The sequence below is a fragment of the Bacillus sp. A015 genome, from assembly GCF_053851875.1.
In genome coordinates this window covers 75,944-99,366 of sequence record NZ_JBSPZB010000008.1, presented here as the reverse complement: position 1 = coordinate 99,366, position 23,423 = coordinate 75,944, and the positions used below count along the sequence as shown (strand labels likewise).

At 40.4% G+C, this 23,423-nt stretch carries 24 protein-coding genes and 1 pseudogene; 23 read left to right on the top strand and 2 right to left on the bottom strand.

The window, feature by feature from the left end; translation table 11 throughout:
* Nucleotides 1-10: 10 nt before the first annotated feature.
* The 8 genes from mltG (at nt 11) to ACSLGF_RS09430 (ending at nt 8,459) form a co-directional block, all read left to right on the top strand.
* Nucleotides 11-1,093: an endolytic transglycosylase MltG gene (gene mltG / locus ACSLGF_RS09465; RefSeq protein WP_099727740.1), complete on the top strand. Its 1,083-nt coding sequence runs from the start codon at nt 11-13 to the stop codon at nt 1,091-1,093.
* Between the two features lie 216 nt (nt 1,094-1,309).
* Nucleotides 1,310-1,975, top strand: a complete 666-nt coding sequence (locus ACSLGF_RS09460) for an O-methyltransferase (protein ID WP_099727739.1) — start codon at nt 1,310-1,312, stop codon at nt 1,973-1,975.
* On the top strand, nt 1,972-2,901 hold the full coding sequence (locus ACSLGF_RS09455; RefSeq protein WP_099727738.1) for a peptidase U32 family protein: 930 nt from the start codon (nt 1,972-1,974) through the stop codon (nt 2,899-2,901). The genes ACSLGF_RS09460 and ACSLGF_RS09455 overlap by 4 nt, the downstream gene beginning before the upstream one ends.
* Nucleotides 2,902-2,921: 20 nt before the next feature.
* Nucleotides 2,922-4,190, top strand: coding sequence for a peptidase U32 family protein (locus ACSLGF_RS09450; protein WP_367307807.1), 1,269 nt, complete (start codon nt 2,922-2,924; stop codon nt 4,188-4,190).
* A gap of 7 nt (nt 4,191-4,197) precedes the next feature.
* A complete protein-coding gene (gene udk, locus ACSLGF_RS09445; protein ID WP_099727736.1) occupies nt 4,198-4,830 on the top strand; it encodes a uridine kinase in 633 nt (210 codons plus the stop codon).
* Between the two features lie 629 nt (nt 4,831-5,459).
* Nucleotides 5,460-5,933, top strand: coding sequence for a transcription elongation factor GreA (gene greA / locus ACSLGF_RS09440; protein ID WP_412855453.1), 474 nt, complete (start codon nt 5,460-5,462; stop codon nt 5,931-5,933).
* A 50-nt stretch (nt 5,934-5,983) separates the two neighbouring features.
* Nucleotides 5,984-7,726: a peptidoglycan D,D-transpeptidase FtsI family protein gene (locus ACSLGF_RS09435; protein ID WP_456004680.1), complete on the top strand. Its 1,743-nt coding sequence runs from the start codon at nt 5,984-5,986 to the stop codon at nt 7,724-7,726.
* A 67-nt stretch (nt 7,727-7,793) separates the two neighbouring features.
* Nucleotides 7,794-8,459 (top strand): YrrS family protein, encoded by a 666-nt coding sequence (locus ACSLGF_RS09430; RefSeq protein ID WP_456004678.1) that lies wholly within the window; start codon nt 7,794-7,796, stop codon nt 8,457-8,459.
* 91 nt (nt 8,460-8,550) lie between these two features.
* Here the strand turns inward: ACSLGF_RS09430 and ACSLGF_RS09425 are convergent.
* Nucleotides 8,551-8,754, bottom strand: a pseudogene (locus ACSLGF_RS09425) (DUF2536 family protein).
* 186 nt (nt 8,755-8,940) lie between these two features.
* Between ACSLGF_RS09425 and ACSLGF_RS09420 the strand changes: the two are divergent.
* From ACSLGF_RS09420 to ACSLGF_RS09390, 7 genes are all read left to right on the top strand, one after another.
* Complete coding sequence (locus ACSLGF_RS09420) at nt 8,941-9,582, top strand: class I SAM-dependent DNA methyltransferase (protein WP_456004675.1); 642 nt, start codon at nt 8,941-8,943, stop codon at nt 9,580-9,582.
* A gap of 15 nt (nt 9,583-9,597) precedes the next feature.
* A complete protein-coding gene (mtnN, locus tag ACSLGF_RS09415) occupies nt 9,598-10,293 on the top strand; it encodes a 5'-methylthioadenosine/S-adenosylhomocysteine nucleosidase (protein ID WP_099727731.1) in 696 nt (231 codons plus the stop codon).
* A gap of 46 nt (nt 10,294-10,339) precedes the next feature.
* On the top strand, nt 10,340-11,263 hold the full coding sequence (locus tag ACSLGF_RS09410) for a PLP-dependent cysteine synthase family protein (RefSeq protein ID WP_456004672.1): 924 nt from the start codon (nt 10,340-10,342) through the stop codon (nt 11,261-11,263).
* A 1-nt stretch (nt 11,264) separates the two neighbouring features.
* Nucleotides 11,265-12,413, top strand: coding sequence for a bifunctional cystathionine gamma-lyase/homocysteine desulfhydrase (locus ACSLGF_RS09405; RefSeq protein WP_456004670.1), 1,149 nt, complete (start codon nt 11,265-11,267; stop codon nt 12,411-12,413).
* 72 nt (nt 12,414-12,485) lie between these two features.
* Nucleotides 12,486-12,716: a YrhC family protein gene (locus ACSLGF_RS09400; protein WP_099727728.1), complete on the top strand. Its 231-nt coding sequence runs from the start codon at nt 12,486-12,488 to the stop codon at nt 12,714-12,716.
* Nucleotides 12,717-13,161: 445 nt separating this feature from the next.
* Nucleotides 13,162-13,296 (top strand): YrzI family small protein, encoded by a 135-nt coding sequence (locus ACSLGF_RS09395; RefSeq protein ID WP_008342648.1) that lies wholly within the window; start codon nt 13,162-13,164, stop codon nt 13,294-13,296.
* Nucleotides 13,297-13,455: 159 nt separating this feature from the next.
* Nucleotides 13,456-13,623 (top strand): hypothetical protein, encoded by a 168-nt coding sequence (locus tag ACSLGF_RS09390; protein WP_456004667.1) that lies wholly within the window; start codon nt 13,456-13,458, stop codon nt 13,621-13,623.
* Nucleotides 13,624-13,666: 43 nt separating this feature from the next.
* Here ACSLGF_RS09390 and ACSLGF_RS09385 read toward each other — a convergent pair whose 3' ends face one another.
* Nucleotides 13,667-13,792, bottom strand: coding sequence for a YjcZ family sporulation protein (locus tag ACSLGF_RS09385; RefSeq protein ID WP_099727727.1), 126 nt, complete (start codon nt 13,790-13,792; stop codon nt 13,667-13,669).
* 267 nt (nt 13,793-14,059) lie between these two features.
* Here ACSLGF_RS09385 and ACSLGF_RS09380 point away from each other — a divergent pair, with 267 nt between their 5' ends.
* The 8 genes from ACSLGF_RS09380 (at nt 14,060) to ACSLGF_RS09345 (ending at nt 23,346) form a co-directional block, all read left to right on the top strand.
* The gene (locus ACSLGF_RS09380; RefSeq protein ID WP_456004665.1) at nt 14,060-14,662 is read left to right on the top strand and encodes a class I SAM-dependent methyltransferase; all 603 of its coding nucleotides are present in this window, start codon (nt 14,060-14,062) and stop codon (nt 14,660-14,662) included.
* 429 nt (nt 14,663-15,091) lie between these two features.
* A complete protein-coding gene (gene fdhA, locus ACSLGF_RS09375) occupies nt 15,092-16,306 on the top strand; it encodes a formaldehyde dehydrogenase, glutathione-independent (RefSeq protein ID WP_456004662.1) in 1,215 nt (404 codons plus the stop codon).
* A gap of 205 nt (nt 16,307-16,511) precedes the next feature.
* Nucleotides 16,512-17,456 (top strand): ABC transporter ATP-binding protein, encoded by a 945-nt coding sequence (locus tag ACSLGF_RS09370; protein ID WP_456004659.1) that lies wholly within the window; start codon nt 16,512-16,514, stop codon nt 17,454-17,456.
* 19 nt (nt 17,457-17,475) lie between these two features.
* Nucleotides 17,476-18,642, top strand: a complete 1,167-nt coding sequence (locus ACSLGF_RS09365; protein WP_456004656.1) for an ABC transporter permease — start codon at nt 17,476-17,478, stop codon at nt 18,640-18,642.
* The gene (locus ACSLGF_RS09360) at nt 18,635-19,756 is read left to right on the top strand and encodes an ABC transporter permease (RefSeq protein WP_456004653.1); all 1,122 of its coding nucleotides are present in this window, start codon (nt 18,635-18,637) and stop codon (nt 19,754-19,756) included. The genes ACSLGF_RS09365 and ACSLGF_RS09360 overlap by 8 nt, the downstream gene beginning before the upstream one ends.
* Before the next feature lie 136 nt (nt 19,757-19,892).
* Nucleotides 19,893-20,642 (top strand): glucose 1-dehydrogenase, encoded by a 750-nt coding sequence (locus ACSLGF_RS09355; protein ID WP_456004651.1) that lies wholly within the window; start codon nt 19,893-19,895, stop codon nt 20,640-20,642.
* A gap of 369 nt (nt 20,643-21,011) precedes the next feature.
* Nucleotides 21,012-22,232 carry an MFS transporter gene (locus ACSLGF_RS09350; protein ID WP_456004648.1) on the top strand — a complete coding sequence of 407 codons (1,221 nt, stop codon included), beginning with the start codon at nt 21,012-21,014 and terminating at the stop codon, nt 22,230-22,232.
* Between the two features lie 70 nt (nt 22,233-22,302).
* The gene (locus ACSLGF_RS09345) at nt 22,303-23,346 is read left to right on the top strand and encodes a 2,3-butanediol dehydrogenase (RefSeq protein ID WP_456004645.1); all 1,044 of its coding nucleotides are present in this window, start codon (nt 22,303-22,305) and stop codon (nt 23,344-23,346) included.
* Nucleotides 23,347-23,423: the final 77 nt, after the last annotated feature.

The window sequence follows — 23,423 nt, the reverse complement described above, 5'->3', positions numbered from 1 at the left end:
AGGGCCATGCATGTTTTCAGAACAAAAGAAACGACCATTTTTTAAAAGAAAAAAGGGGATCGTCCTGTTATCTGTACTTGCTGTAATCATCATTGCAGCATTATCAGGCTTTTTATATGTTAAATCAGCACTCGGACCGGTCGATCAAAAAAGCAAACAAACAATTAATATTCATATTCCAAATGGGACTTCTGTCCGTGCGATTGCGGGCATCCTAAAAGAAAATGGGCTTATTTCGAATGACACCATTTTCACTTACTATGCAAAATACAAAAAAGCTTCCGGCTTTAAAGCAGGATACTTTCATTTAAAACAAACAATGGACGCGGGCCAGCTCATTCAAAAGCTGACATCTGGCGGCACAGATTACGCCTTTCAGCTTGTGATTCCTGAAGGAAAACAGCTGTCTGATATTGCAACGATCATTGCCAACCAGACGAATTTTTCAGCGAAGGAAGTTGAAGCGAAGCTGGATGATCCAGCTTTTATTCAAAAGTTAATGAAAAAATATCCGAAAACGGTGACATCACAGGTTGATGGAAAACAGGTCAAACATCCGTTAGAGGGATATTTATTCCCTGCTACGTATCCATTTTATCGTGAGGATGAATCACTCGAAACGATCATTGATACAATGATTAAACACACGGATCAATATGTGAAAACATATGAAAAAGACATGAAAAAGAGAAACATGTCCATACACGATGTGTTAACAATGGCATCACTGATTGAAATGGAAGCAACGGAAAAGACGGATCGGTCAAAAATTTCAAGTGTGTTTTATAACCGGTTGAAAAAGGACATGCCGCTCCAAACAGACCCAACAGTTCTTTATGCACTTGGTGAGCATAAATCCCGTGTCTATTACAAAGACTTAAAGGTGAAATCTCCGTATAATACGTATATCAACAAAGGGCTGCCACCTGGTCCAATTGCAAATGCTGGTGAATCTTCATGGAAAGCAGCACTGCATCCAGAGAAAACGGATTTTGTTTACTTCCTTGCGAAGAAAAATGGAGAAGTCGTCTTTACGAAAACGTTAAATGAGCACAATAAAGCGAAAGCGAAATACATCACAGGCAGCAATTAACGCACATGTGAAACGGAAAAGACTGTAGACAATAGCCAGATTGCCTGCAGTTTTTTTCGTTGAAATATCCATTTTATAGGTTCGCAATTACCACTTCTTTGTGGTAAAATATATCGGGTTGTTTTTACTTAGATGAACGAAAGATTGATTGACGAGAAAGAGAGCTGCAATAGGCAGGACTCTTCTTTTTCAGGTCATGAAGGAGCTAGACATATAATGACTATCGAAGATGATCAAATAAATGATTATATTGAACATTTAATTCAACCAAGTCCTGATGCAATCGCTCAATTAGAGATATATGCAAAAGAGCATCATGTGCCAATCATGGAAAAGGTGAGCATCGAACTTTTACTTCAGCTGCTTTCTATGAAAAAGCCGAAGAAAATTCTTGAGGTTGGGACAGCAATTGGCTATTCGGCGATTAGAATGGCGACAGCTCTTCCAGATGCTGAGATTTACACGATTGAGCGGAATGCGAAACGCTATGAAGAAGCGACACGGAACATTGAGGAATTAAAATTAAAAGAAAGAATACACGTGTTCTTTGGTGATGCCATGGAATCGGCTAAAACAGTCCAAACGATGGCGCCCTATGATGTGATCTTCATTGATGCCGCAAAAGGGCAGTATAAACGCTTTTTTGAGCTGTTTGAACCGATGCTGGCTCATGACGGAATGATTATTACAGACAATGTATTATTCAAAGGCTTAGTCGCGACAAATTATGAAGAAGAAATTGAAGATAAACGAAAAAAACAATTAATTGGAAAAATTGATCGATACAATCAATGGCTGATGTCAAATCCTGACTTCCAAACATGTATCATTCCAGTTGGAGATGGGATCGCCATTAGTACAAAAAGAGGTGACCAATCATGAAAAAACCAGAATTGCTTGTGACGCCAAGCAAAGTGTCAGACGTACTGCCATTAATCGAGGCGGGAGCTGACGCATTTTTAATAGGCGAACAGACATACGGCATTCGCCTTGCAGGCGAGTTTTCAAGAGAAGATGTGAAACAAACGGTTCAGCTTGCACATGCACATCACAAAAAAGTGTATGTGGCCATGAATGCGATTTTTCATAATGACCGTGTTCAGCTGCTTGGAGATTATTTAACCTTTCTCGATGCATTAAACGTGGATGGTGTCGTCTTTGGAGACCCAGCAGTGATCATGGCCGCAAAGGAAACAGGGGTCAGCCTGAATCTTCACTGGAGTACAGAAACGACTGGGACAAACTATTACACTTGTAACTACTGGGGCAGAAAAGGTGCAACGCGTGCTGTTCTTGCCAAAGAGCTGAATATGGACAGTGTGATCGACATCAAAGAAAATGCTGAGGTGGAGATCGAAATTCAAGTCCATGGCATGACATGTATGTTCCAATCGAAACGTACGCTCATCGGCAACTACTTTGAATACCAGGGCAAACAAATGGACGTGGAAGGCAGTCATATGGGGGAAGGACTATTCCTTCATGACCAAGAGCGTCAAAACAAATACCCTATTTTCGAGGATGCAAACGGCACTCATATTATGAGTCCAAATGATGTGTGTATGATTGATGAATTAGAGGAGTTTGTCGACGCAGGTGTTGACTCTTTTAAAATTGACGGAATTTTAAAGTCACTTTCTTATATGACAGAGGTGACGTCTCTATATAGAAAAGCAATTGATTTGCTAACGACTGACAAAGAGGCTTATGAAGATCAGAAAGATGATTGGGTGAAGCAGATTGAAGACATTCAGCCAGTCAATCGTTCGATTGATACAGGATTCTTCTTTAAAGAAACGGTTTATTAACATAAGAGGAGGCAGAGGAAATGGCACTTTTAAAGGATGGTATTTCTGAAATGATTGATGGAAAACGTGTCATTACAAAAAAACCAGAACTGCTTGCACCAGCAGGGAACCTGGAAAAGCTGAAAATTGCTGTACATTACGGAGCAGACGCCGTCTTTATTGGCGGGAAAGAGTTTGGACTTCGCTCAAATGCAGATAACTTTTCAATTGAAGAAATGGCAGAAGGCGTCGCATTTGCAAACAAATACGGCGCACGAATTTATGTGACAACAAATATCTTTGCCCACAATGAAAACATGGACGGGCTAGAGGAATACCTTCAAGGGATTGAAGGCGCTGGTGTAGCGGGAATAATTGTGGCTGATCCGCTGATCATTGAAACATGTAAACGTGTGGCGCCAAAGCTGGAAGTTCACTTAAGCACGCAGCAATCTCTTTCAAATTGGAAAGCTGTTCAGTTTTGGAAGGAAGAAGGGCTTGAGCGTGTGGTGCTTGCACGTGAAACAAGTGCGCTAGAAATTAGAGAAATGAAAGAAAAGGTCGATATAGAAATCGAAACGTTCATTCACGGCGCGATGTGTATTGCTTACTCTGGCCGCTGCGTGCTTAGTAACCATATGACCGCGAGAGATTCTAACCGCGGAGGCTGCTGTCAGTCTTGCCGCTGGGATTATGATCTTTATAAACTAGAAGGTTCTGAGGAAGCACCATTATTCGGTGAAGAAGATGCACCATTTGCGATGAGTCCAAAAGACTTAAAGCTTGTCGAATCCATTCCTCAAATGATCGAAATGGGGATTGACAGCTTAAAGATCGAAGGACGGATGAAATCGATTCATTATGTGGCGACTGTCGTGAGTGTGTATCGTAAAGTCATCGATGCCTATTGTGCAGATCCAGATCATTTTGTCATTCAGCAGGAATGGTTAGATGAATTAGATAAATGTGCAAACCGTGACACAGCGCCAGCCTTTTTCGAAGGCGTACCGGGAACGGATGAACAAATGTTTGGCATTCATGGAAAGAAAACGACATTTGATTTCGCTGGTCTCGTTCTTCATTATGATGAAAAAGAACATATCGTGACATTGCAACAGCGTAACTTCTTTAAAGCAGGCGATGAAGTCGAATTCTTCGGACCAGAAATTGAGAATTTCACATGCAAAATTGAGACGATTTGGGATGAAAAAGGAAATGAGCTAGATGCCGCTCGTCATCCGCTGCAAATTGTGAAATTTAAGCTTGATCAAAAAGTATACCCTAGCAACATGATGAGAAAGGGGAAATAACAGGCCCATGAGGAGAAAACCAGTTGTGATCGGAATTGCTGGCGGCTCGGGTTCAGGGAAAACGAGCGTCACCAATTCGATCTATGAAAAATTTAAAGGACATTCCATCCTCATGCTTCAGCAAGATTTATATTACAAAAATCAAAGTCATATGCCATTTGAAGAGCGCCTGCTCACGAACTATGATCATCCGCTTGCATTCGACAATGATCTCATGTTTGAGCATTTGGAACAGCTGCTAAGATACGAATCCATTGAAAAACCAATTTATGATTTTAAACTAAATACACGTTCAGAAGAGACGGTACATGTTGAACCAAAGGATGTCATCATCGTTGAAGGCATCTTTGCACTAGAAGATGAACGTCTTAGAGACTTAATGGATATTAAACTGTATGTGGATACAGATGCAGATCTGCGAATCATTCGCCGTATTTTACGTGATACGAAGGAAAGAGGCCGTTCGATCGATTCCGTGATCGAACAATATGTATCTGTTGTGAGACCAATGCATAATCAATTCATTGAACCGACAAAGCGTTACGCCGATATCATCATCCCAGAAGGCGGTCAAAACCATGTAGCGATCGATTTAATGGTAACAAAAATTCAAACGATTCTTCAAAACCGCGGAGAATAAATGGTGAAGAGGCCTTTACAATGTAAAGGTCTTTTCAGCATCATGATCATTGAAAACCAATATTTCACTTATTTCTAGTGGTAGATGATACTTGAGCATTTTGAGAAGTAAAACATTGAATGAAAGATTTGATATGATAGAAAAACAATGAAGAAAAGCAGAAGTGGAAAAATCACCATCATATAGTGAAAGAATGAAGTTGTAAAAGTATATTAAAAAAACGAGAAACAAATCATCACAAATTTTCAAACAATTCTTGATCAAAATGCAATTTTGTAATAATATAGCATAGACATATCGTACACTGACCATATTATGTATTGAAATATGAAGAATGGATAAGCTATTCTTCTACATATGATCGAAATGGCCGAACGAGGTACAGGAGCTTCCTGTGCCTTTCCACAGTTTGTGCGATGAAGATAAATTATCTTTAAACCGCTAGTGGTCCTGCCAAAATAAAAGGCATAATAGTTGCATCTAAAAGGGACGCCATGTAAGATGGACTTTTACGAATATGGGACAGAAGGAATGAGGGCCTGCACATGTCCTCATTCTTGTATATTTCAGTCGTCACTCACGTGCAGAAAGCTTGTATGATGAGGATTAATAGAAGGAGTGAATGATTCATGGCACACGAGAAAGTATTTCCAATGACAGAAGAAGGAAAGCATAAACTAGAAGAAGAGCTTGAATATTTGAAAACGGTTAAACGTAAAGAGGTTGTAGAGCGTATTAAAATCGCTAGAAGCTTTGGTGACCTCTCTGAAAACTCGGAATATGATTCTGCTAAAGAGGAGCAAGCGTTTGTGGAAGGTCGTATCACAACGCTTGATAATATGATTCGCAATGCCAAAATTATCGAAGATGAGGGGAACTCAAATGTTGTCTCACTTGGTAAAACGGTGACATTCGTTGAATTACCGGACGGAGAAGAAGAATCTTATACGATTGTTGGAAGTGCAGAAGCTGATCCGTTTGAAGGAAAGATTTCAAACGACTCACCAATTGCAAAAAGCCTATTAGGCAAACAAGTAGATGACAAAGTAACCGTTCAAACACCTGGCGGAGAAATGTTCGTCCAAATTGTAAAAATTTCATAATCACGTTTATACGATAAACACCTCGTCCACAATAGGGACGAGGTGTTTTTATGCGCAAAAAAAGAAGAATTCAATGGACAGGTGCCATTATTTTTATGCTGCTGCTCGGTCTACTTATCAGACTGGCAGAAATTCAGCTGTTTTTCACAGAATCTTTTTCAAAGCTGGATATCAATTTGATACAAGAAAGTGTCAGACAGCGAACAGAAGAAGTGGTCATTTCAGATGGACGCGGCGAGTTTTTAGATCGAAACGGCCAAGCACTTCTCACAAAAGAACAGCCAGCGGTCATCTTATTTCCTTTCTTGCAATATGATCTTCCTCACTTAAAGCAAACCGCCTCTATTCTTGAAATGGAAGAAAACGAACTCAAAAAACAGCTAACAGAAACCAACAAACCTCTTATTCTAAAAGAGGACATGACGAAAAAAAAGCTGAAAGACATCAATGATATGAAATATTCAGGTGTTTACGGCGTATATATGAAAGAGAAGGACAAAAAAAGACTTGCCCTCCACACATTAGGTTTCACAAGCGAGAATCCAGAATTACTGAGAAAGCGTTATCCTGATAAAAAAGAGCTTTCAATCCAAACAGAAATTGGCACATTCGGGCTGGAAAGTACCTTTGACGAATTTTTATTACCCGAACAAGACACAAAATTGTTATATCATGTGGACGGAAGGGGAAACCCTTTGTTTGGGATGGACGTCAAATATACAGCAGAAGCTCATTCGTTTTATCCACTTCAGGTTCAGACAACAATGGATGAAGACATGCAAGCCGAAATGGAGAAGGTTCTCAAAGAACAAGGCGTCGAAAAAGGCGGAGCTGTTCTGCTCGATATTCAAAACAGCAGTGTGCTGGCCATGGCGAGTGCTCCGAATGTCACAAGCAAAAACCGGCATGAAGCAAGGAATTACATGCTGACAGCCCTTGCACCAGGCTCTGTATTTAAAACCGTTGTGCTTGCCGCAGCGATCGAAAAAAACCTCGACCAGCCACAAACCATGTATGACTGTCGAAAGAATTTATATGGAGAGCCAGAAGGAAAACAGGAAGTGCTGAATCTGTCTGAGAGCTTTGCGCAAAGCTGTAATTATACCTTTGCAACACTCGCCGGTCAGCTCATCCAAACAGATGATCAAATCATCGAAAAGACGGCTTCAAAGCTTGGACTCATTGATCGAGCTGGCTGGGAAGGGGATGTATACCATAAGCAGCAATTCAAACAGTTTGATCGTGAAGAAACAGGCAGTGTGTGGGGAGATAAAAGAGACAAGCATGTTAAAAAAGCCATTGCGCAAACAGCGATAGGTCAAAAAAATGTCAAAACGACTCCTTTGCAAATCGCCAATATGATGGCAACGATCGCAAGAGGCGGAGAACGAAAAGAAGTGAGAATTGCAGATAAAGTGCTGTATCAAAACGGAACAACGATGCTATCCTTTCAAAACAAACGATCTGAAGAAGACAGCATTGACCGCTATACAGCTCAAAAGTTGCAAAAGTACTTAAGGCAGGTGGTGACGTCTGACAAAGGAACAGGAAGAAGGTTTCAAGATTTGCCATTCGATATGGCGGGGAAATCAGGCACTGCTCAAACCGGCAGTAAAGACAAAAAGGGGAATCCACTTTATCATAAGTGGTTTGCTGGATACTTTCCGGTGGAAAAACCAAAATACGCCCTTGTCGTTGTTCACCTTGACGAGACAAGTGGCCGGGCTAAGACAAATGATGCGTTTTATGATATTGTAAAAAAGGTCAATGAAATTGAAAAGAAACAGACATAGAACATCCCTTCATGTCATGTTAGAATAGTAACGACTTAGGGAACAGAGGCAAAGGAGTGCAGAGATTTTGAGTAGAAATTCTCGATTTGAACATCGTGATAAGCGCAGAAAGGCGAATATGGTGCTTAACATATTAATTGGTATTGTTGTAGTGCTTATTTTGGTTGTCGCATCGAGTTTGTTAATTTTTAATAAACCGAAAGATACAGATGTAGCAAAAGAACCATCGAAAACGGCACCTGCATCGAGTGAAAATAAACAAAACTCAGAAGAAGATGTGAAAGATCAAAAGAAAGATACATCCGATGATTCAGATGCGAAAAAAGATGACTCATCCGATCAAGACGACGATACAAAGAAAACGGATGATGAAAACGAGCCGAGCAAAGATGCGTTAAAAGACGCCAAAGAAACAGACGGCGGTAAAACGAGTGACGTAGACAAAACATACGAAAACGATGACTGGGAGCCTGTAGGAACAGAGCAATCCGGTTCACATACAGCGACCTATAATTCTAACTCAAAAGACTGGAAAGAAATGATCAAAGCCATGTCTTATGCGACAGGAATTTCAGAGGATCAAATGACTGTTCTTTGGTTAGGAAATAACGGAGGACCTCAAGATGCAAAGGGAACCATCCGTGATAAATCAACGGGTGAACGCTACCGCGTGGAAATTACGTGGGTGGATGAAAAAGGCTGGAAACCTGTGAAGGTTGAAAAATTAAAATAAACATGAAAAAAAGATAGCAGACATGCTATCTCAGATTGTGGACAAAGGGCTAAAATGATCTTTATTTTTAGCCTTTTGTCTTCTTTTTTATTTAGACATTCGCTTTAAAATGAACAACCGCTGTATACAAAATCCGGTCATCGATCACAGTTGTTTGATGACTCACTGAATGAACGGTTAGCAGGATCGCCTGATTATGTTCAATTTATTTTTGGATCTTTTGTTCAAGCTCTTTTAAAGACGCTGCCTCAAAAAATTCAATTTTGTCCTTTAAAAAATCCAGTTGAAAATCCATTTCATTCACCCCTCCATGCTCTTCATTCATCTTAATCTCTCTCTTTCAAAAGGGCAAATATTTTTCTACCCCTCCCAGTATTTTTTAGTAGGAAAGAAACAGAAGTTGTGGTAGGATTGGAACTGTTCGACGGAATAAAACATACTATACGCATAGGAATAAATAGATAAAGTGGAGGGGAAGAAAATGGGGCGTGAGTTTCTTTCTTTATTTGATCATTGGGCTGAGTCTTATGACGACACTGTAAGTGGTCATGACGAGCAGTATGAAGAAGTTTTCCGCCGGTATCCGGTCATTCTAAAAGAGATTGCTCGACGTTCTGGTCAATATGTCCTTGAGTTTGGAAGCGGCACGGGTAATCTAACAGCGGTGCTGATTGCAGCAGATAAGAACGTGTTTGGCGTTGAACCATCAGACGCCATGAAGAAAGCTGCTCTTCAAAAAGGAGTACCAAATGTGTTTCATGATGGGGACTTTTTATCGTTTCCAGCGCCACCATTTGAGCCGGATACGATCGTCAGCTCATATGCTTTCCACCATTTAACGGACGAAGAAAAAAAACAAGCCATTCACACCTATGGCAACTTCCTTCACTCAGGTGGTAAAATAGTCTTTGCTGATACAATGTTTCAAAATCAAGCAGCACATCAAGCTGAAATCGACAAAGCCAAAGCCGCTGGATTCGACCAGCTTGCAGAGGATTTAGAAACGGAATACTATCCATCCATTGATGTGTTAAAGCAAATCTTCGAAGAAGAAGGTTTTAGCACATTCTTTCATCAAATGAATGATTTTGTTTGGATCGTAGAGGCGAAGAAAAGGGAATGAAAGGATGTTTTTGATTTGAAAATCGCAGTAATAGGTGCAATGGAAGAAGAAGTCACGATTTTAAGAGATCAACTAAAGAATGCAGCACAAGAAAACATCGCTGGGTGTGAATTTACAACAGGTGTTTATGAAGATAAAGAAGTGATTTTATTAAAATCAGGGATTGGAAAAGTGAATGCGGCGGTCAGCACAACACTTCTGCTTGACCGCTTTCAGCCAGATTATGTGATCAATACTGGATCTGCTGGCGGTTTCCATCACTCATTAAATGTAGGTGATATTGTCATATCTACAGATGTCAGACATCATGATGTAGATGTCACCATCTTTGATTACGAATACGGACAAGTGCCAGGATTGCCAGCTGCTTTTGTCGCAGATGAAAAGCTTGTGAAACTGGCAGAGGAATCTGCTTTAGAGATCGATCATATTCAAGTGGCAAAAGGAACGATTGCAACAGGAGATTCGTTTATGAATGATCCGAATCGAGTAGCGTTTGTGAGAGAGAAGTTTCCAGAGCTATATGCGGTGGAAATGGAGGCAGCGGCCGTTGCACAAGTATGCCAGCTCTTTGGAACGCCATTTGTTGTCGTTCGAGCGCTATCGGATATTGCGGGGAAAGAATCCAATATCTCCTTTGATCAATTTCTTGAGCAAGCAGCGATTCACTCAACAGACCTTGTCCTGCGTATGATAAAGCAAACACAATAAAAGAAGGGGTTTCCCCCTTCTTTTCCATGCAAAGGAAGGGAAACATATGGCTGTCATAAAGGATATTACAGAATTAATTGGTCACACACCACTTTTAAAGCTGTCAGGGATTGGCGTCCCGGCAGGTGTTGATGTGTATGCAAAGCTTGAAATGATGAATCCAGGTGGAAGTATTAAAGACCGATTAGGTGACATGCTGATTAGAGAAGCGTTGGCATCTGGCAAACTGCGGCTAGGCGGAACCATTATTGAAGCGACTGCTGGAAACACGGGAATCGGGCTGGCCCTCAGTGCAAGGAAGCATCAATTGCGCACCATTTTTTGTGTACCAGAACATTTTAGTCAAGAAAAACAACAACTGATGAAGGCGCTTGGTGCAGAGATTATTCATACACCAAGAAAAGAGGGCATGAAAGGTGCGATCGATCGAGCACTTGAACTAGAGGCCAGCCTTGACAATGCCTATTGCGTTTTACAATTTAAAAACCAAGTAAATCCATTGACTTACTACAGAACGCTCGGTCCAGAATTATGGTCTGACTTACAAGGGAACATAGATGTTTTCGTGGCAGGAGCGGGATCTGGAGGGACTTTTCAAGGATGTGCCGCCTATTTAAAAGAGCAACATAAGGCGTTAAAAACGGTTGTTGTGGAACCAGAAGGCTCGATTTTAAATGGAGGAAAGCCGGGCCCGCATAGAACGGAAGGAATTGGCCTTGAATTTATTCCAGATTATATGGAATCGTCTTTATTTGATGAGATTTACACCGTCAGTGATGATGATGCTTTTCGAATGGTGAAAGAAGCCGCTGAAAAAGAAGGCGTTCTGCTCGGAAGCTCTTCTGGCGCCGCGTTATTTGCCGCTTTAGAGGAAGCCAAAAAGGCAGCACCTGGCACAGTCATTGTCACCATTTTTCCTGACAGCAGTGAGCGGTATTTAAGTAAAGGAATTTATGAGGGAGGAAAATAGAATGAAACCAAAAACAATGATGATTCACAGCGGAACAACTGGTGATGAAAAAACAGGCGCCGTGTCTGTACCCATTTACCAAGTGAGCACCTATAAGCAGCCGAAAGCAGGCGAACATACAGGATATGAATATTCCAGAACAGCGAACCCAACAAGAACAGCACTGGAAACAGTCATAAGTGAACTTGAAGGAGGAGCAAACGGCTACGCATTCGGTTCCGGGATGGCTGCTATTACAGCAGTGATGATGCTGTTTAACAGCGGGGATCATATTGTTCTGACAGACGACGTGTACGGCGGGACCTACCGCGTGATCACGAAGGTGCTCAATCGTATTGGCATTGAGGCTACCTTTGTTGATACAAGTGATCCTGAAGCGGTGAAAAAAGCGATTTTACCTGAAACAAAAGCCGTTTACATTGAATCGCCGACTAATCCTTTACTCAAAATGACCGATCTAAAAGCCATCAGCCACATCACAAAAGAAGCCAACATTTTGATGATTGTGGATAATACATTTTTCACGCCGTATGTCCAAAAGCCAATTGAATATGGGGCTGACATTGTCCTGCACAGTGCCACAAAATATTTAGGCGGCCATAGTGATGTTGTGGGCGGACTTGTTGTGACAGCAACGAAAGAGCTTGGAGAAGAACTGCACTTTGTTCAAAACTCGACAGGTGGTATTCTTGGACCGCAGGATTCGTGGCTTCTCATGAGAGGGATGAAAACGCTTGGACTAAGAATGGAAGCACATCAACAAAATGCGCAGAAAATCGCCGAATTTTTAGAACAACATCCAGCGATCACACGTGTCTATTATCCAGGTCTGAGCACTCAGCCAGGTCATGAACTGGCGAAAGCACAAGCGACAGGCTTCGGCGGAATGATCTCTTTTGATATTGGAAAAGAAGAAAATGTCGATGTGTTTTTAAGCCAGCTTAAGCTGTTTACAATAGCAGAAAGCCTTGGAGCGGTTGAAAGCTTAATTTCTGTCCCTGCTCGAATGACCCATGCGTCCATTCCAAAAGATCGACGAGAAGAGCTTGGCATCACAGATGGTTTAATTCGTATTTCAGTCGGCATTGAAGATGTTGATGATTTACTGCATGATATCGAACAAGGGCTTGACGCACTAGCGAATGGATAGATTTACATGCTCCTCACTTTCTTTCACTATGTTAAGCTATGAATAGACATTGAATACGGGAAGGTGAAACAAGTGAAGAAAAAGTGGAGTGGTTTAGTGACAGATTACAAGCAGTACGCTTTTATTTTGCTTGCTGTCAGCACCTTTTTATATATTGGTACGATCTTACCTAACCAGCACATCGAAGCATCTCCAAAAATGCTGATGATGGCAGTAGATTGTATGTTCTTATTAGCAGCTTTTCTTTGTGTAAAACGTGCGATCTTTTTTCAAAAGAAACTACAAGAACTAGATGAAGATTAATTCGAAAAGTCTCCTCATGTGATGAGGGGGCTTTTTTATTGATTGGACAAACGGACAACAATGACTGTAGAAATTTAGTTAAAAACACAAAAAACACCTAAATGACTAAAAACAGGTTTACAAAATGGTGCTTGCTGGATATACTTACAAAGTAATTAAAAAATGTAAAGGAGGCTGAAGAATATGTTATTCGTATCTACTTGTGATCAATTCAACAAACAATTTCATCATGTCATCAGCCTGTGGAAGAGCTCGTGTCCTTCCTTTACCTATTACGGTGCACGCTTCAAAACTGTTTAAGTAAACGAGGATTTTTCACGCATCATCCATCGCAGGTTGAAAGACACTGTCTTTTGATCTGCATTTTTGTGTGCCCGCAGGTCAACTGATAAAGAAGATCTGCGGGCTATTTCGCGTGTTGCGAACTGAAGGGAGGTGAGCGTAGATGACAATCCATTTATTTTTTATTACATTGACGATTCAGCGTAAATACAAAGACATTGAAACCGTTCTTTATGAACAGCAAGTCGAAACTTTTTATGAAGAAATGAAGCAGAAACAACTAAAGTATATGAACTAAAAGGAAAAGAAAAAAGATGAAAAGGAGGAGATTGACATGTTTATGATGCTTGCAATGCTTGATTGTTATACAAGGGAGAAGGACCAGGTTTAGACACGCTCCACATTGATCACCTGCACATATGATAACCGTAAAAGGAGATTGTGAGGTGATCAATGAATGTCGATGTCACCATATATGAGGTTTCCGTCAGTGGGGCACGGGTATGCGTCCATTCCGCATTCCTTAAAGCACGGGTACGGCAATCCATACCGAATGCAAAGAGAGCAACAAGAAATGCTCAGACGCTATATGTACAATTACCATTATCCAACTTATTGGTATTAAAGAAAAGGAGCAGGAAACGTCATTGTTTCCTGCTCCTTTTACATTAGCAAATCCAGCTTGCACCGATGATGATCAACAAAATGAAGAGTACAACAAGCAATGCGAATCCGCCTGCAAAACCGCCACCGTAGCCACCGCAGTTGCCTCCAGAATAACCGCCAAAGCCCATAATCTAGCACCACCTTTATCTAATCAAGATACATTCATAAAATATGCAGCTCATGCAGAAAACGAAATCAATCTTTGCACAATTAATGAAAACGCCTATTCCATCAAATATTTTTTAAGTCATGCGAAACATTTTCTGAAAAGGTGCCGTCTAATAAAGGACAAATAAATTAGGACTAGGTCTTAACTTTTGTTAGGTGAGAACCGATATGAAAAGTAAGAAAATTCGTAAATAGTTTTATTTACTGGTGTAAAGCAGGTGTTAACATTGATTCAAAGCTGGATTGGAAAACAAATGAGAGAACCAAAAGGCTTGTTCTCAAAATGGGTTGCCCGCTATATGGAAAAAAATCATCATAATATCAATCAATGGACGATTCAACTCTTAAATATACAAGAAAATGACCGAATTTTAGAAATCGGTACCGGAAGAGGCATGACATTATCAAAAGTAGCAGAAAAACTCGACCGAGGAAAAGTGTACGGAGTGGACGCCTCTCGTCATATGATCAAATATGCAAAAAGAAAAAATAAGAAGCTTGTGGAACAGGACAAAGCCGTCATTACTTTTGGTAAGGCTGAGCATTTACCTTTTGAAGACAGATCATTCAATAAATTATTTACGGTGCAGACCATTTATTACTTGCCGGATATCGAACAGGTGATGAAGGAAGTGTACCGCGTCCTTCAAGTGGATGGAGAAGTATTCTTATCTTTTCAAAAACAGGAGCTGATGAAGGAACAAAAACGGTCACAGTCTTTATCATCGTACAGTGAACAAGAGATCAGCCGCCTATTTTCAGCGTATCATTTTAGAGACGTCTCGGTTTATCACTATGATACATACATCTGTATCAAAGCCTTAAAATGATGAAAATATTTCCCAGGTAATGAACAAGCACTCAAAAAAGAGGCTCTTCGTCAGAGGAGCCTCTTTGCGTGTGAAGGCGACAGTGTCAACAAATAAAGGCTCTTCATGAGAAGAGCCTGAGCCTTTTGCATTCATTTCATATATAGGGGCCAGCCAGGTGTGTAAGGAATGATAGTATATATAAGGAATTTGTTTGTCGATTAAGGATACCTGTCTGGCTTATTCCTTATATCGACACCGTTCTGCAAAAGTTTAGCTATTTTTTCAATATTTTCTTTTTTATTTGACTGGAAGATACATCTTTCTCTCCCTGATAGACATTTGGTTCTTTCTTTTTGAGTCAATGTGCGGTTTGAAGAAGGGAATTGCTCGAGAAATAGAGAAAATTGTAGAGGCTTCATTTTTAAACAAAAAGGGAGGAATGGAAACATGTCGGGAAACAAAGGTGTCGTTTATAAAGGGGCAGGAAATGTAGCAGTTGAGGATATTGGATACCCTGATTTGGTCTTAAAGGATGGCCCGGGTGTACCTAAAGCCAATGTTGGGCGCAAATGTGAGCATGGCGTCATTTTAAAAGTGGTGACGACTAACATTTGCGGAAGTGACCAGCACATGGTGAGAGGGCGTACCACTGCGCCTGAGGGACTTGTCCTTGGTCATGAAATTACAGGTGAAGTCGTTGAGGTTGGACGAGATGTGGAGTTTATTCAAAAAGGTGATCTCGTGTCAGTTCCGTTTAATATTGCTTGCGGACGCTGCGTCATGTGTAAGGAACAAAAAACCCATGTGTGCTTAAATGTAAACCCGGATCGTCCTGGCTCCGCCTATGGATATGTGGATATGGGCGGCTGGGTTGGCGGTCAATCCGAGTACGTCATGGTTCCATATGCAGATTTCCAGCTGCTCAAATTCCCGGACAAAGATCAGGCAATGGAAAAAATACTGGATTTGACGATGCTTTCTGATATTTTCCCGACAGGTTTTCATGGTGCTTATACGGCTGGAGTAAAGCCGGGCTCTACCGTATATATTGCTGGTGCAGGGCCAGTAGGTCTTGCAGCAGCACATTCCGCTCAGCTCCTTGGCGCCTCTGCTGTGATCGTTGGCGATCTGAATGAGCAAAGGCTGGAGCAGGCCAGAAGCTTTGGCTGCGAGACGATCAATTTACGAAAGCATGATCGAATCGCCGAACAAATCACGAATATTTTAGGAGAGCCAGAAGTCGACTGTGCCGTCGATTGTGTCGGCTTTGAAGCTTCAGGTCATGGAGATCAGGGAGAAGCACCTGCGACCGTTTTAAATACCATTATGGATATTACAAAAGTTGGCGGTAAACTTGGAATCCCAGGGCTTTACGTCACAGAAGATCCAGGTGCAGTGGATGAGGATGCAAAAGTCGGTTCTCTTAAAGTACGAATTGGACTTGGCTGGGCCAAAGCGCATACCTTTGTGACAGGCCAAACCCCTGTCATGCAATATCACCGCAGTCTCATGAAATCCATTTTAAGCGGAAGGGCACAAATCGCCAAAGCCGTCAATGCAACCGTCATTAACCTTGATCAAGCCCCTAAAGGATATAGTGATTTTGATTCGGGTGTGGCAAAGAAATTTGTGATTGACCCGCATGGGATGGTTTCAAAATAGTGATCCATTTAAAATAAGCTGGAGAAAAACTTACAGGAGAGCAGATCCTGTAAGTTTTTTTGTGTTTTCAAATTTAAACAGACCTGTACTATTCTCCTGCATTTTGTAACATGTTAAAATGAATGAATTGGAAATATTACTCTTTAGTTGAAGGTCATACCATATATTCCGCTTGACTATAGGAAGAATAGGGGAGAGAAATCGATTGCTTATAGTAAATGACATCAAAAAAAATTATGAGGATAAACAGGTACTAAAAGGGGTGTCCTTTCAGTTAAAAAAAGGAGAATCATTTGGGTTATTAGGACCAAATGGTGCAGGGAAATCTACATTAATTGGCATTATGACAGGGCTTATTCGTGCAGCAAGCGGCACTGTGACGATTGGAGGTAAAGATTTAAACAAAGAAACAAAACATGCGCAGCAATTGATTGGCATTGTTCCGCAAGAGATCGCTTTATATTTACATTTGTCAGCAAAGGAAAATTTAATGTTTTGGGGGAGAATGTACGGTCTTAAAGGAAAGAAGTTAAAAAGCAGAGTACAAGAAACGCTTGAGTTAATCGGTCTTGAAGATAGAGCAAATGATAAAGTGAAAGTATTCTCAGGAGGGATGAAAAGAAGAGTGAATATCGGATGTGCCATTTTGCACCGCCCGAAACTATTAATCATGGATGAGCCCACTGTAGGCATAGATCCCCAATCTAGAAATCATATACTAGAAACAGTCAAAACGCTAAATAGTGAAGGAATGACAATGATTTATACTAGTCATTACATGGAGGAAGTCGAATATTTATGCGAAAGAATGGCCATTATGGATCATGGCTCTATCATTGCTATGGGGGATCAACGTGAATTAAGTGAACTTGTCGAAAATCAAAGAGAGATTATTTTCACCATCAAATGTGAACATGGACAAAACGAAATAGATCGAGTGCGTCAATACATACATGAATATGACCCGATAAAGGAAATTGTGGTTCAAGGAAACCAAATCAAATTATTTGATGAACACCCTCAGCAATTACTAAGTTGGCTCATCCAAGGTGTGACCGCATTAAATGTTCAAATTATTTCAGCAGAAATCGTAGAACCGAATCTAGAAAATATATTCTTGTATTTAACAGGTAAGAAATTACGAGACTAGAGCGAATAGAGGTGAGCGCATGAGCATTTGGATTGTACTGAAAGATCTATTATTGTTTTTTAGAGATAAAAAAAGCTTTTTTACGCTTTTTTTTATGCCTATCATTTTGATCGCCATATTAGGTGCAGCATTTGGAGATCATATGAAGAAAGATCGTGAGGTCAGTATCAACTCATTTCGTGTAGGGATAACAGATCAAGATAAGTCCGCTACAAGTAAAATGTTTCTATCGACGTTGTCTAAAAGTGAGCTTAATGAAATCATTGATGTAACGTTACTGTCGAAAGATCAACTAGAGAAAGATTTGAATAGTAGAGTTATCAAAATGGGTATAATCATCAAACCGAATTTTGAAAAAAGCTTATTACATCATGACAATATAAAATTAAATATTTTAAAAGGACCAAATTCAAGATTACAGGAAATGGTTCTAGAAAATTTGGTTCTACAATTCTCTCAAAATTATCATATGAATCGTATTCTGATGCCATTGAATCAAGGGAAAGAAATGGAGATCGTTTCTGATCAACTGAAAAAAGAACTGGTGAACGAGAGAAATGTTCATATAAACAAGCAGCCGATTACGTCCTTCCAATACTATGCAGGTGGGATGGGTGTACTTTTTTTATTAATGACTGTTGTTTTCTTAGTTGGCAGTATGATAGAGGAAAAAGAGGAAGATGTTTATAAAAGGCTGATTGTATCAAAATTAAGCAATACTAGTTATATCGTTGGAAAGTTATTGGGTATTCTTTTAATGAGTATGATTCAACTTGCAATCATTATTTTATTTACTAGTGTTGTCTTTAAGGTGAACTGGGGAGAGCCTTTTATCGTTATCATGATTGGATGTAGCTTTATATTAAATGCTGCCGGTTTCGGTGTACTGATAGGTTCTTTTATCAAAAAAGAAAAAACATTTAACAGTGTGGGGATTTTAGGGACTCAAGTATTAGCTGCTTTAGGTGGAAGTATGGTGCCCTTATACTTATTTCCACAATGGTTGATCAATATCAGCTGTTTTTTACCTAATTCCCTTGCTCTTCAAATGTTTTTGAAAAGTATGGCAGGTGCTGATTTTAGTGAAATTCTAAACGGATTTTTGCTTAGCTGTGGGATGGGACTAGCTTTCTTCATCATTGCTTTACTAAGAATGTCTTTTGAAAGGAAGCATCGTCATGCATAAAATGTTAGCCATTATTTCTCTAAAGTTAAAAGAAACGTTAAAGTCCCCATTGACCCTCATTTTTTTATTTGCAATGCCAATCGTCTTTAGTTTTATCTTTGGAAGTACGGCATCTGATACAAAGAAACCTACAGTTGCTTTTATACAAGAGCCCAGTCAAGGTGAACTGAATCAAGAAATTTTTCGAATGCTCGAAAAGAACACCAAATTTCTTTGGGTAAAGGCGACTGAAAGCGAAGCAAAAGAATTATTATCCGATGAAAAGGCAGTTGCGTCTATTACAGTCACGAATCAATTAAAGTCCCATTTAAAAGAAAATAAAGAGATTTTTGATGTGACGGTTTATAAGAAAACAGAGGAATATGCGATCTTAGCTCCCTATTTAAAAGAGACGGCGGCCATCATTTATCAGATCAATCAAGGTGTGAAAGAGCAGAATAGCGTTTCTCTTATCAATGCACTGAAAAAATTAAACGAATCTGGCACCATTTCATTGGATGAAGACAATCTAGATGGTCAAGCAAGTCAGCAACCAAATTTAATACCACTTGGTTTTACGATCATGTTTATGATGTTTGTGATCTCAAGCTCGGTGTCGTCTATTCATTTGGAATATAAAGATTATACATGGCAAAGATTGCTTTCGAGTCCTATCCATAAAATAAATGTGTTACTGGGATATTTCATTGCTTATTTCCTTCTTGGTTGGATACAATTAGGCGTTTTATTGACCGTCTTATCTGTGTTCTTCAATGTGTACTTAGGCAACCTCATTCTCATTATCTTGTTTGGATCATTCGTTATTGGACTGGTAGTGAGTTTAGGTTTTATGATTGCCACTTTATCTCATACAAAAAAACAAGCTGAAATCTTTAGTGCAATTATCATTGTAGGAACATGCATGTTAGGTGGTATTTATTGGCCTTTGGATATTGTTCCAGACATCATGAAGAAGATCTCAATGGCCATTCCACAAACATGGATGATGTCTGGTTTTGGTGAAATCATGAGCGGCACTGTCAATCATTCAATCTTATTACTAGACACGACGGTTTTAGTTGCTTTTACGATTGTTTTTATGATCATTGGTTTGAAAAGTATCAGGTCATATTGATCACTTTGTTTCATTTCCATTTGCCGTATACAAAACCCTCAATACTCGCTTGCTATAGGGGGTTTTTGTATACATGTGATCACATCAAAATGGTATGATAGACGACAACATCTCATATAGAAAGGACTTGTAAACGATGAGCTTTCAGCATAAAACAGTCATTGTCACAGGCGCAGCAAATGGAATTGGTAAATCGATCGCGTATGGCTATGCAAAAGAAGGGGCACGTGTTGTGCTTGCGGATATTGATGAAGAGAAAGGCAAGCGCTTGGAAGAGCAGCTAAGGAAGGAGTCCTTTGAAGCCTGTTTTCAAAAAACGGATGTGAAACAAGAAAGGGATATTCAAAGCTTAATGTCGTTTGCCGTGGAACGTTACAAAACAATTGATATTCTGATCAATAATGCTGGCGTCATGTGTACAAAATCCCCTTATGAACTAACAGTCGATGAGTTTGATCATGTGTTACATACGAACCTAAGAGGTGCTTTTTTGTGTGCAAGAGAAGCGGCACGTTATATAAAAGAAAATCAAAAAGGCGGTTCCGTTGTCAACATTTCATCCACTCGTGCCACCATGTCAGAACCTGATACAGAAGCGTATGCTGCTTCAAAAGGCGGGATATCAGCGCTTACTCATGCTTTGGCTGCTTCCTTTAGTCAGGATCACATTATGGTCAATAGCATTTCCCCTGGATGGATTGAAACGAAGGATGAGAAAAGTCTTCGAGAGATCGACCATCAGCAGCACCTTTCCAATCGAGTCGGAACGCCAAGGGATATTGTCAAAGCTTGTTTTTACTTAACAGATGAAGACAATCAATTTGTGACGGGGACAGACTTAGTCGTTGATGGCGGCATGACAAGAAAGATGATCTATGTGGATTGAATATAAAAAAACATTGACGCTTTGCTCGAGCCGCAGTACAATATGTAACAATTCAGCTGAAGATCGTGTGAAACATACAAAGCGTAAATAGAGAAGAGTACATAATCGCTGCCTCACACAGAGAACTCCGTTGAGCTGAGAAGGAGCTGGGAAGCGTTATGGAACCAAGCCTCTTAGCTCTGCACCGGATTCTATATGATGGTGGTGCAGCGATATTCTCACGTTACAGAGAAGGGTTAATGATGACCTGCTAAGGTTCATCTGGCAACAGGTGAATGAACTGAGGTGGCAACGCGGAGTAAATCCCGTCCTCAAGACAGAAATGTCTTGGGGGCGGGATTTTTTTATGGACAAATAGGAGGAAAAGCTATGAAAAAACATTGGCGGGATATGAGTTTGCTGCTTGGAGCCATCGGAATTGCGAACATAGGAGAATGGATTTATATGATTGCTCTCCATCTGCTCATTTTTCAAGAAACTGGCTCTGTGTTTGCTGTAACGGCTGTCTATATGCTAAGACCGGCTGCGGCTCTTTTGACAAACAGCTGGTCTGGCAGTTTGATTGACAGGTTGAATCAGCGGAAAGTGATGATCAGCTTAGATATCAGCCGGGCTGTCTTGATCGCATGTATACCCTTTACGTTATTTTCAGGACATCTGCTTATCCTGTATGTAATCGTGTTTCTCATTCAAATGGCACAAGCGATGTTTCATCCAGCGTCGATGGTGTATATGACAGGACTAATCCCGGCGGATAACCGAAAACGGTTTAATGCCATTCGCTCTTTGTTACAATCCGGTGGATTTTTACTTGGGCCCGCAGCAGCAGGTGTGCTTTTTCTCATCGGGACTCCTGTTCTTTCAATTTATGTAAATGCAATCTGCCTGTTGATATCTGCTCTGTTAACGATGTGTTTACCGAATTTGCTCAAAACAGATGCTGCCCAAAAGCGGTTTTCCCTTTCAATGTTAAAAGAGGATGCAAAGCTTGTTCTGCGATTTAGTCTGACGTCACGCCAGATCATGGCGGTATATTTATTATTTAGTGCGGCGATATCGGTCCTTCCTACGGCCATAGACTCACTTGAAACAGCCTTTGCAAAAGAAGTATTGATGCTGACTGATACACAATATGGCCTTCTTGTCAGTATAGCTGGAGCGGGTATCATCGCAGGAGCAAGTCTTAATTCGGTCATTGTCGAAAGGCTGTCAGTTTCGCTGATGCTTGGAATCGGCAGTTTGTTTGTGGCGTTTGGCTATCTTATTTATGCATTTTCCAGCAGCCTAGTTGCAGCTGCCGGTGGATTTTTTATATTAGCCTTTTTTTTAGCATTTGCGAACACAGGCTTTATGACGTTCTATCAAACGAATATTCCTGTAGAGGTGATGGGGAGGGTAGCCAGCTTTTATGCTTTGGTTGAAGCCATTCTGACGATGACCATGACAGGAATATTCGGCGGACTCGCTCATATTTTATCGATCAGAATCTCCGTCATCATTGGGTGTATATGTATGCTTCTTATCTGTCTATTGTTATGTTTTGTCATCTTTCGTCCATTGACTGTCAACAAAATAGTGCGTCGTACTTAGAAAATTAAAAAAATTATGTTATCATTATTTAAGTAAGTTAATTAAATTGATGAGAAAAGGAGTCTTACAAATGAAAGCACTACGCTGGCACGACCAAAAGGACATTCGACTAGAGGAAATTGACGAACCAACAGTTGCTCCAGGAAAAGTGAAACTTAAAGTAAAATGGTGCGGCATTTGTGGTAGTGATTTACATGAATATCTAGGAGGACCTATCTTCATTCCAGTGAATGAACCTCATCCACTGACAAAAGAAAAAGCACCCGTTACACTGGGACATGAATTTTCTGGTGAGGTTGTTGAGGTAGGAGAAGGTGTGAGCCATTATAAAGTAGGCGATCGAGTGGTTGTAGAGCCTATTTTTGCGACTCACGGGCACCAAGGTGCTTACAACTTAGATGAAAACATGGGCTTCTTAGGACTTGCCGGAGGCGGCGGTGGCTTTTCTGAATATGTATCAGTCGATGAAGAATTACTTCATTTATTACCAGACGAAATATCATATGAGCAAGGCGCGCTTGTAGAGCCTTCTGCAGTTGCTTTATATGCTGTTCGTTCTAGTAAAGTACAAGCTGGAGATACAGCGGCTGTGTTTGGCTGCGGACCAATTGGCTTACTTGTCATTGAAGCTTTAAAAGCAGCTGGCGCTACAGATATTTACGCAGTTGAATTATCAAAAGAACGCCAAGAAAAAGCAAAAGAGCTTGGAGCTATCATTGTTGATCCTTCTCAGTATGAAGATGTTGTTCAAGAAATCGCACGCCGTACAAACGGCGGGGTCGATGTTTCTTTTGAAGTGACAGGTGTACCTGTTGTATTGAAGCAAGCAATCCAATCAACTAGAATTTCAGGTGAAACTGTCATTGTAAGCATTTGGGAAAAAGGCGCAGAAATTCTGCCGAACGACATTGTCATTAAAGAACGTACAATCAAAGGGATTATCGGCTACAGAGACGTATTCCCATCTGTATTAAACTTAATGAGAAAAGGCTATTTCTCCGCAGATACACTCGTCACGAAAAAAATCAAGCTGGACGATGTGATCGAGGATGGCTTCCATGCATTAATCAATGAAAAAGATCAAGTGAAAATTTTAGTCAGTGCTGAATCATAAGACACCGAAGGGAATGGCATAAGCTATTCTCTTTTTTCGTATGTCCGTTTTCATAAAAAGGAATACATTTGAATAGT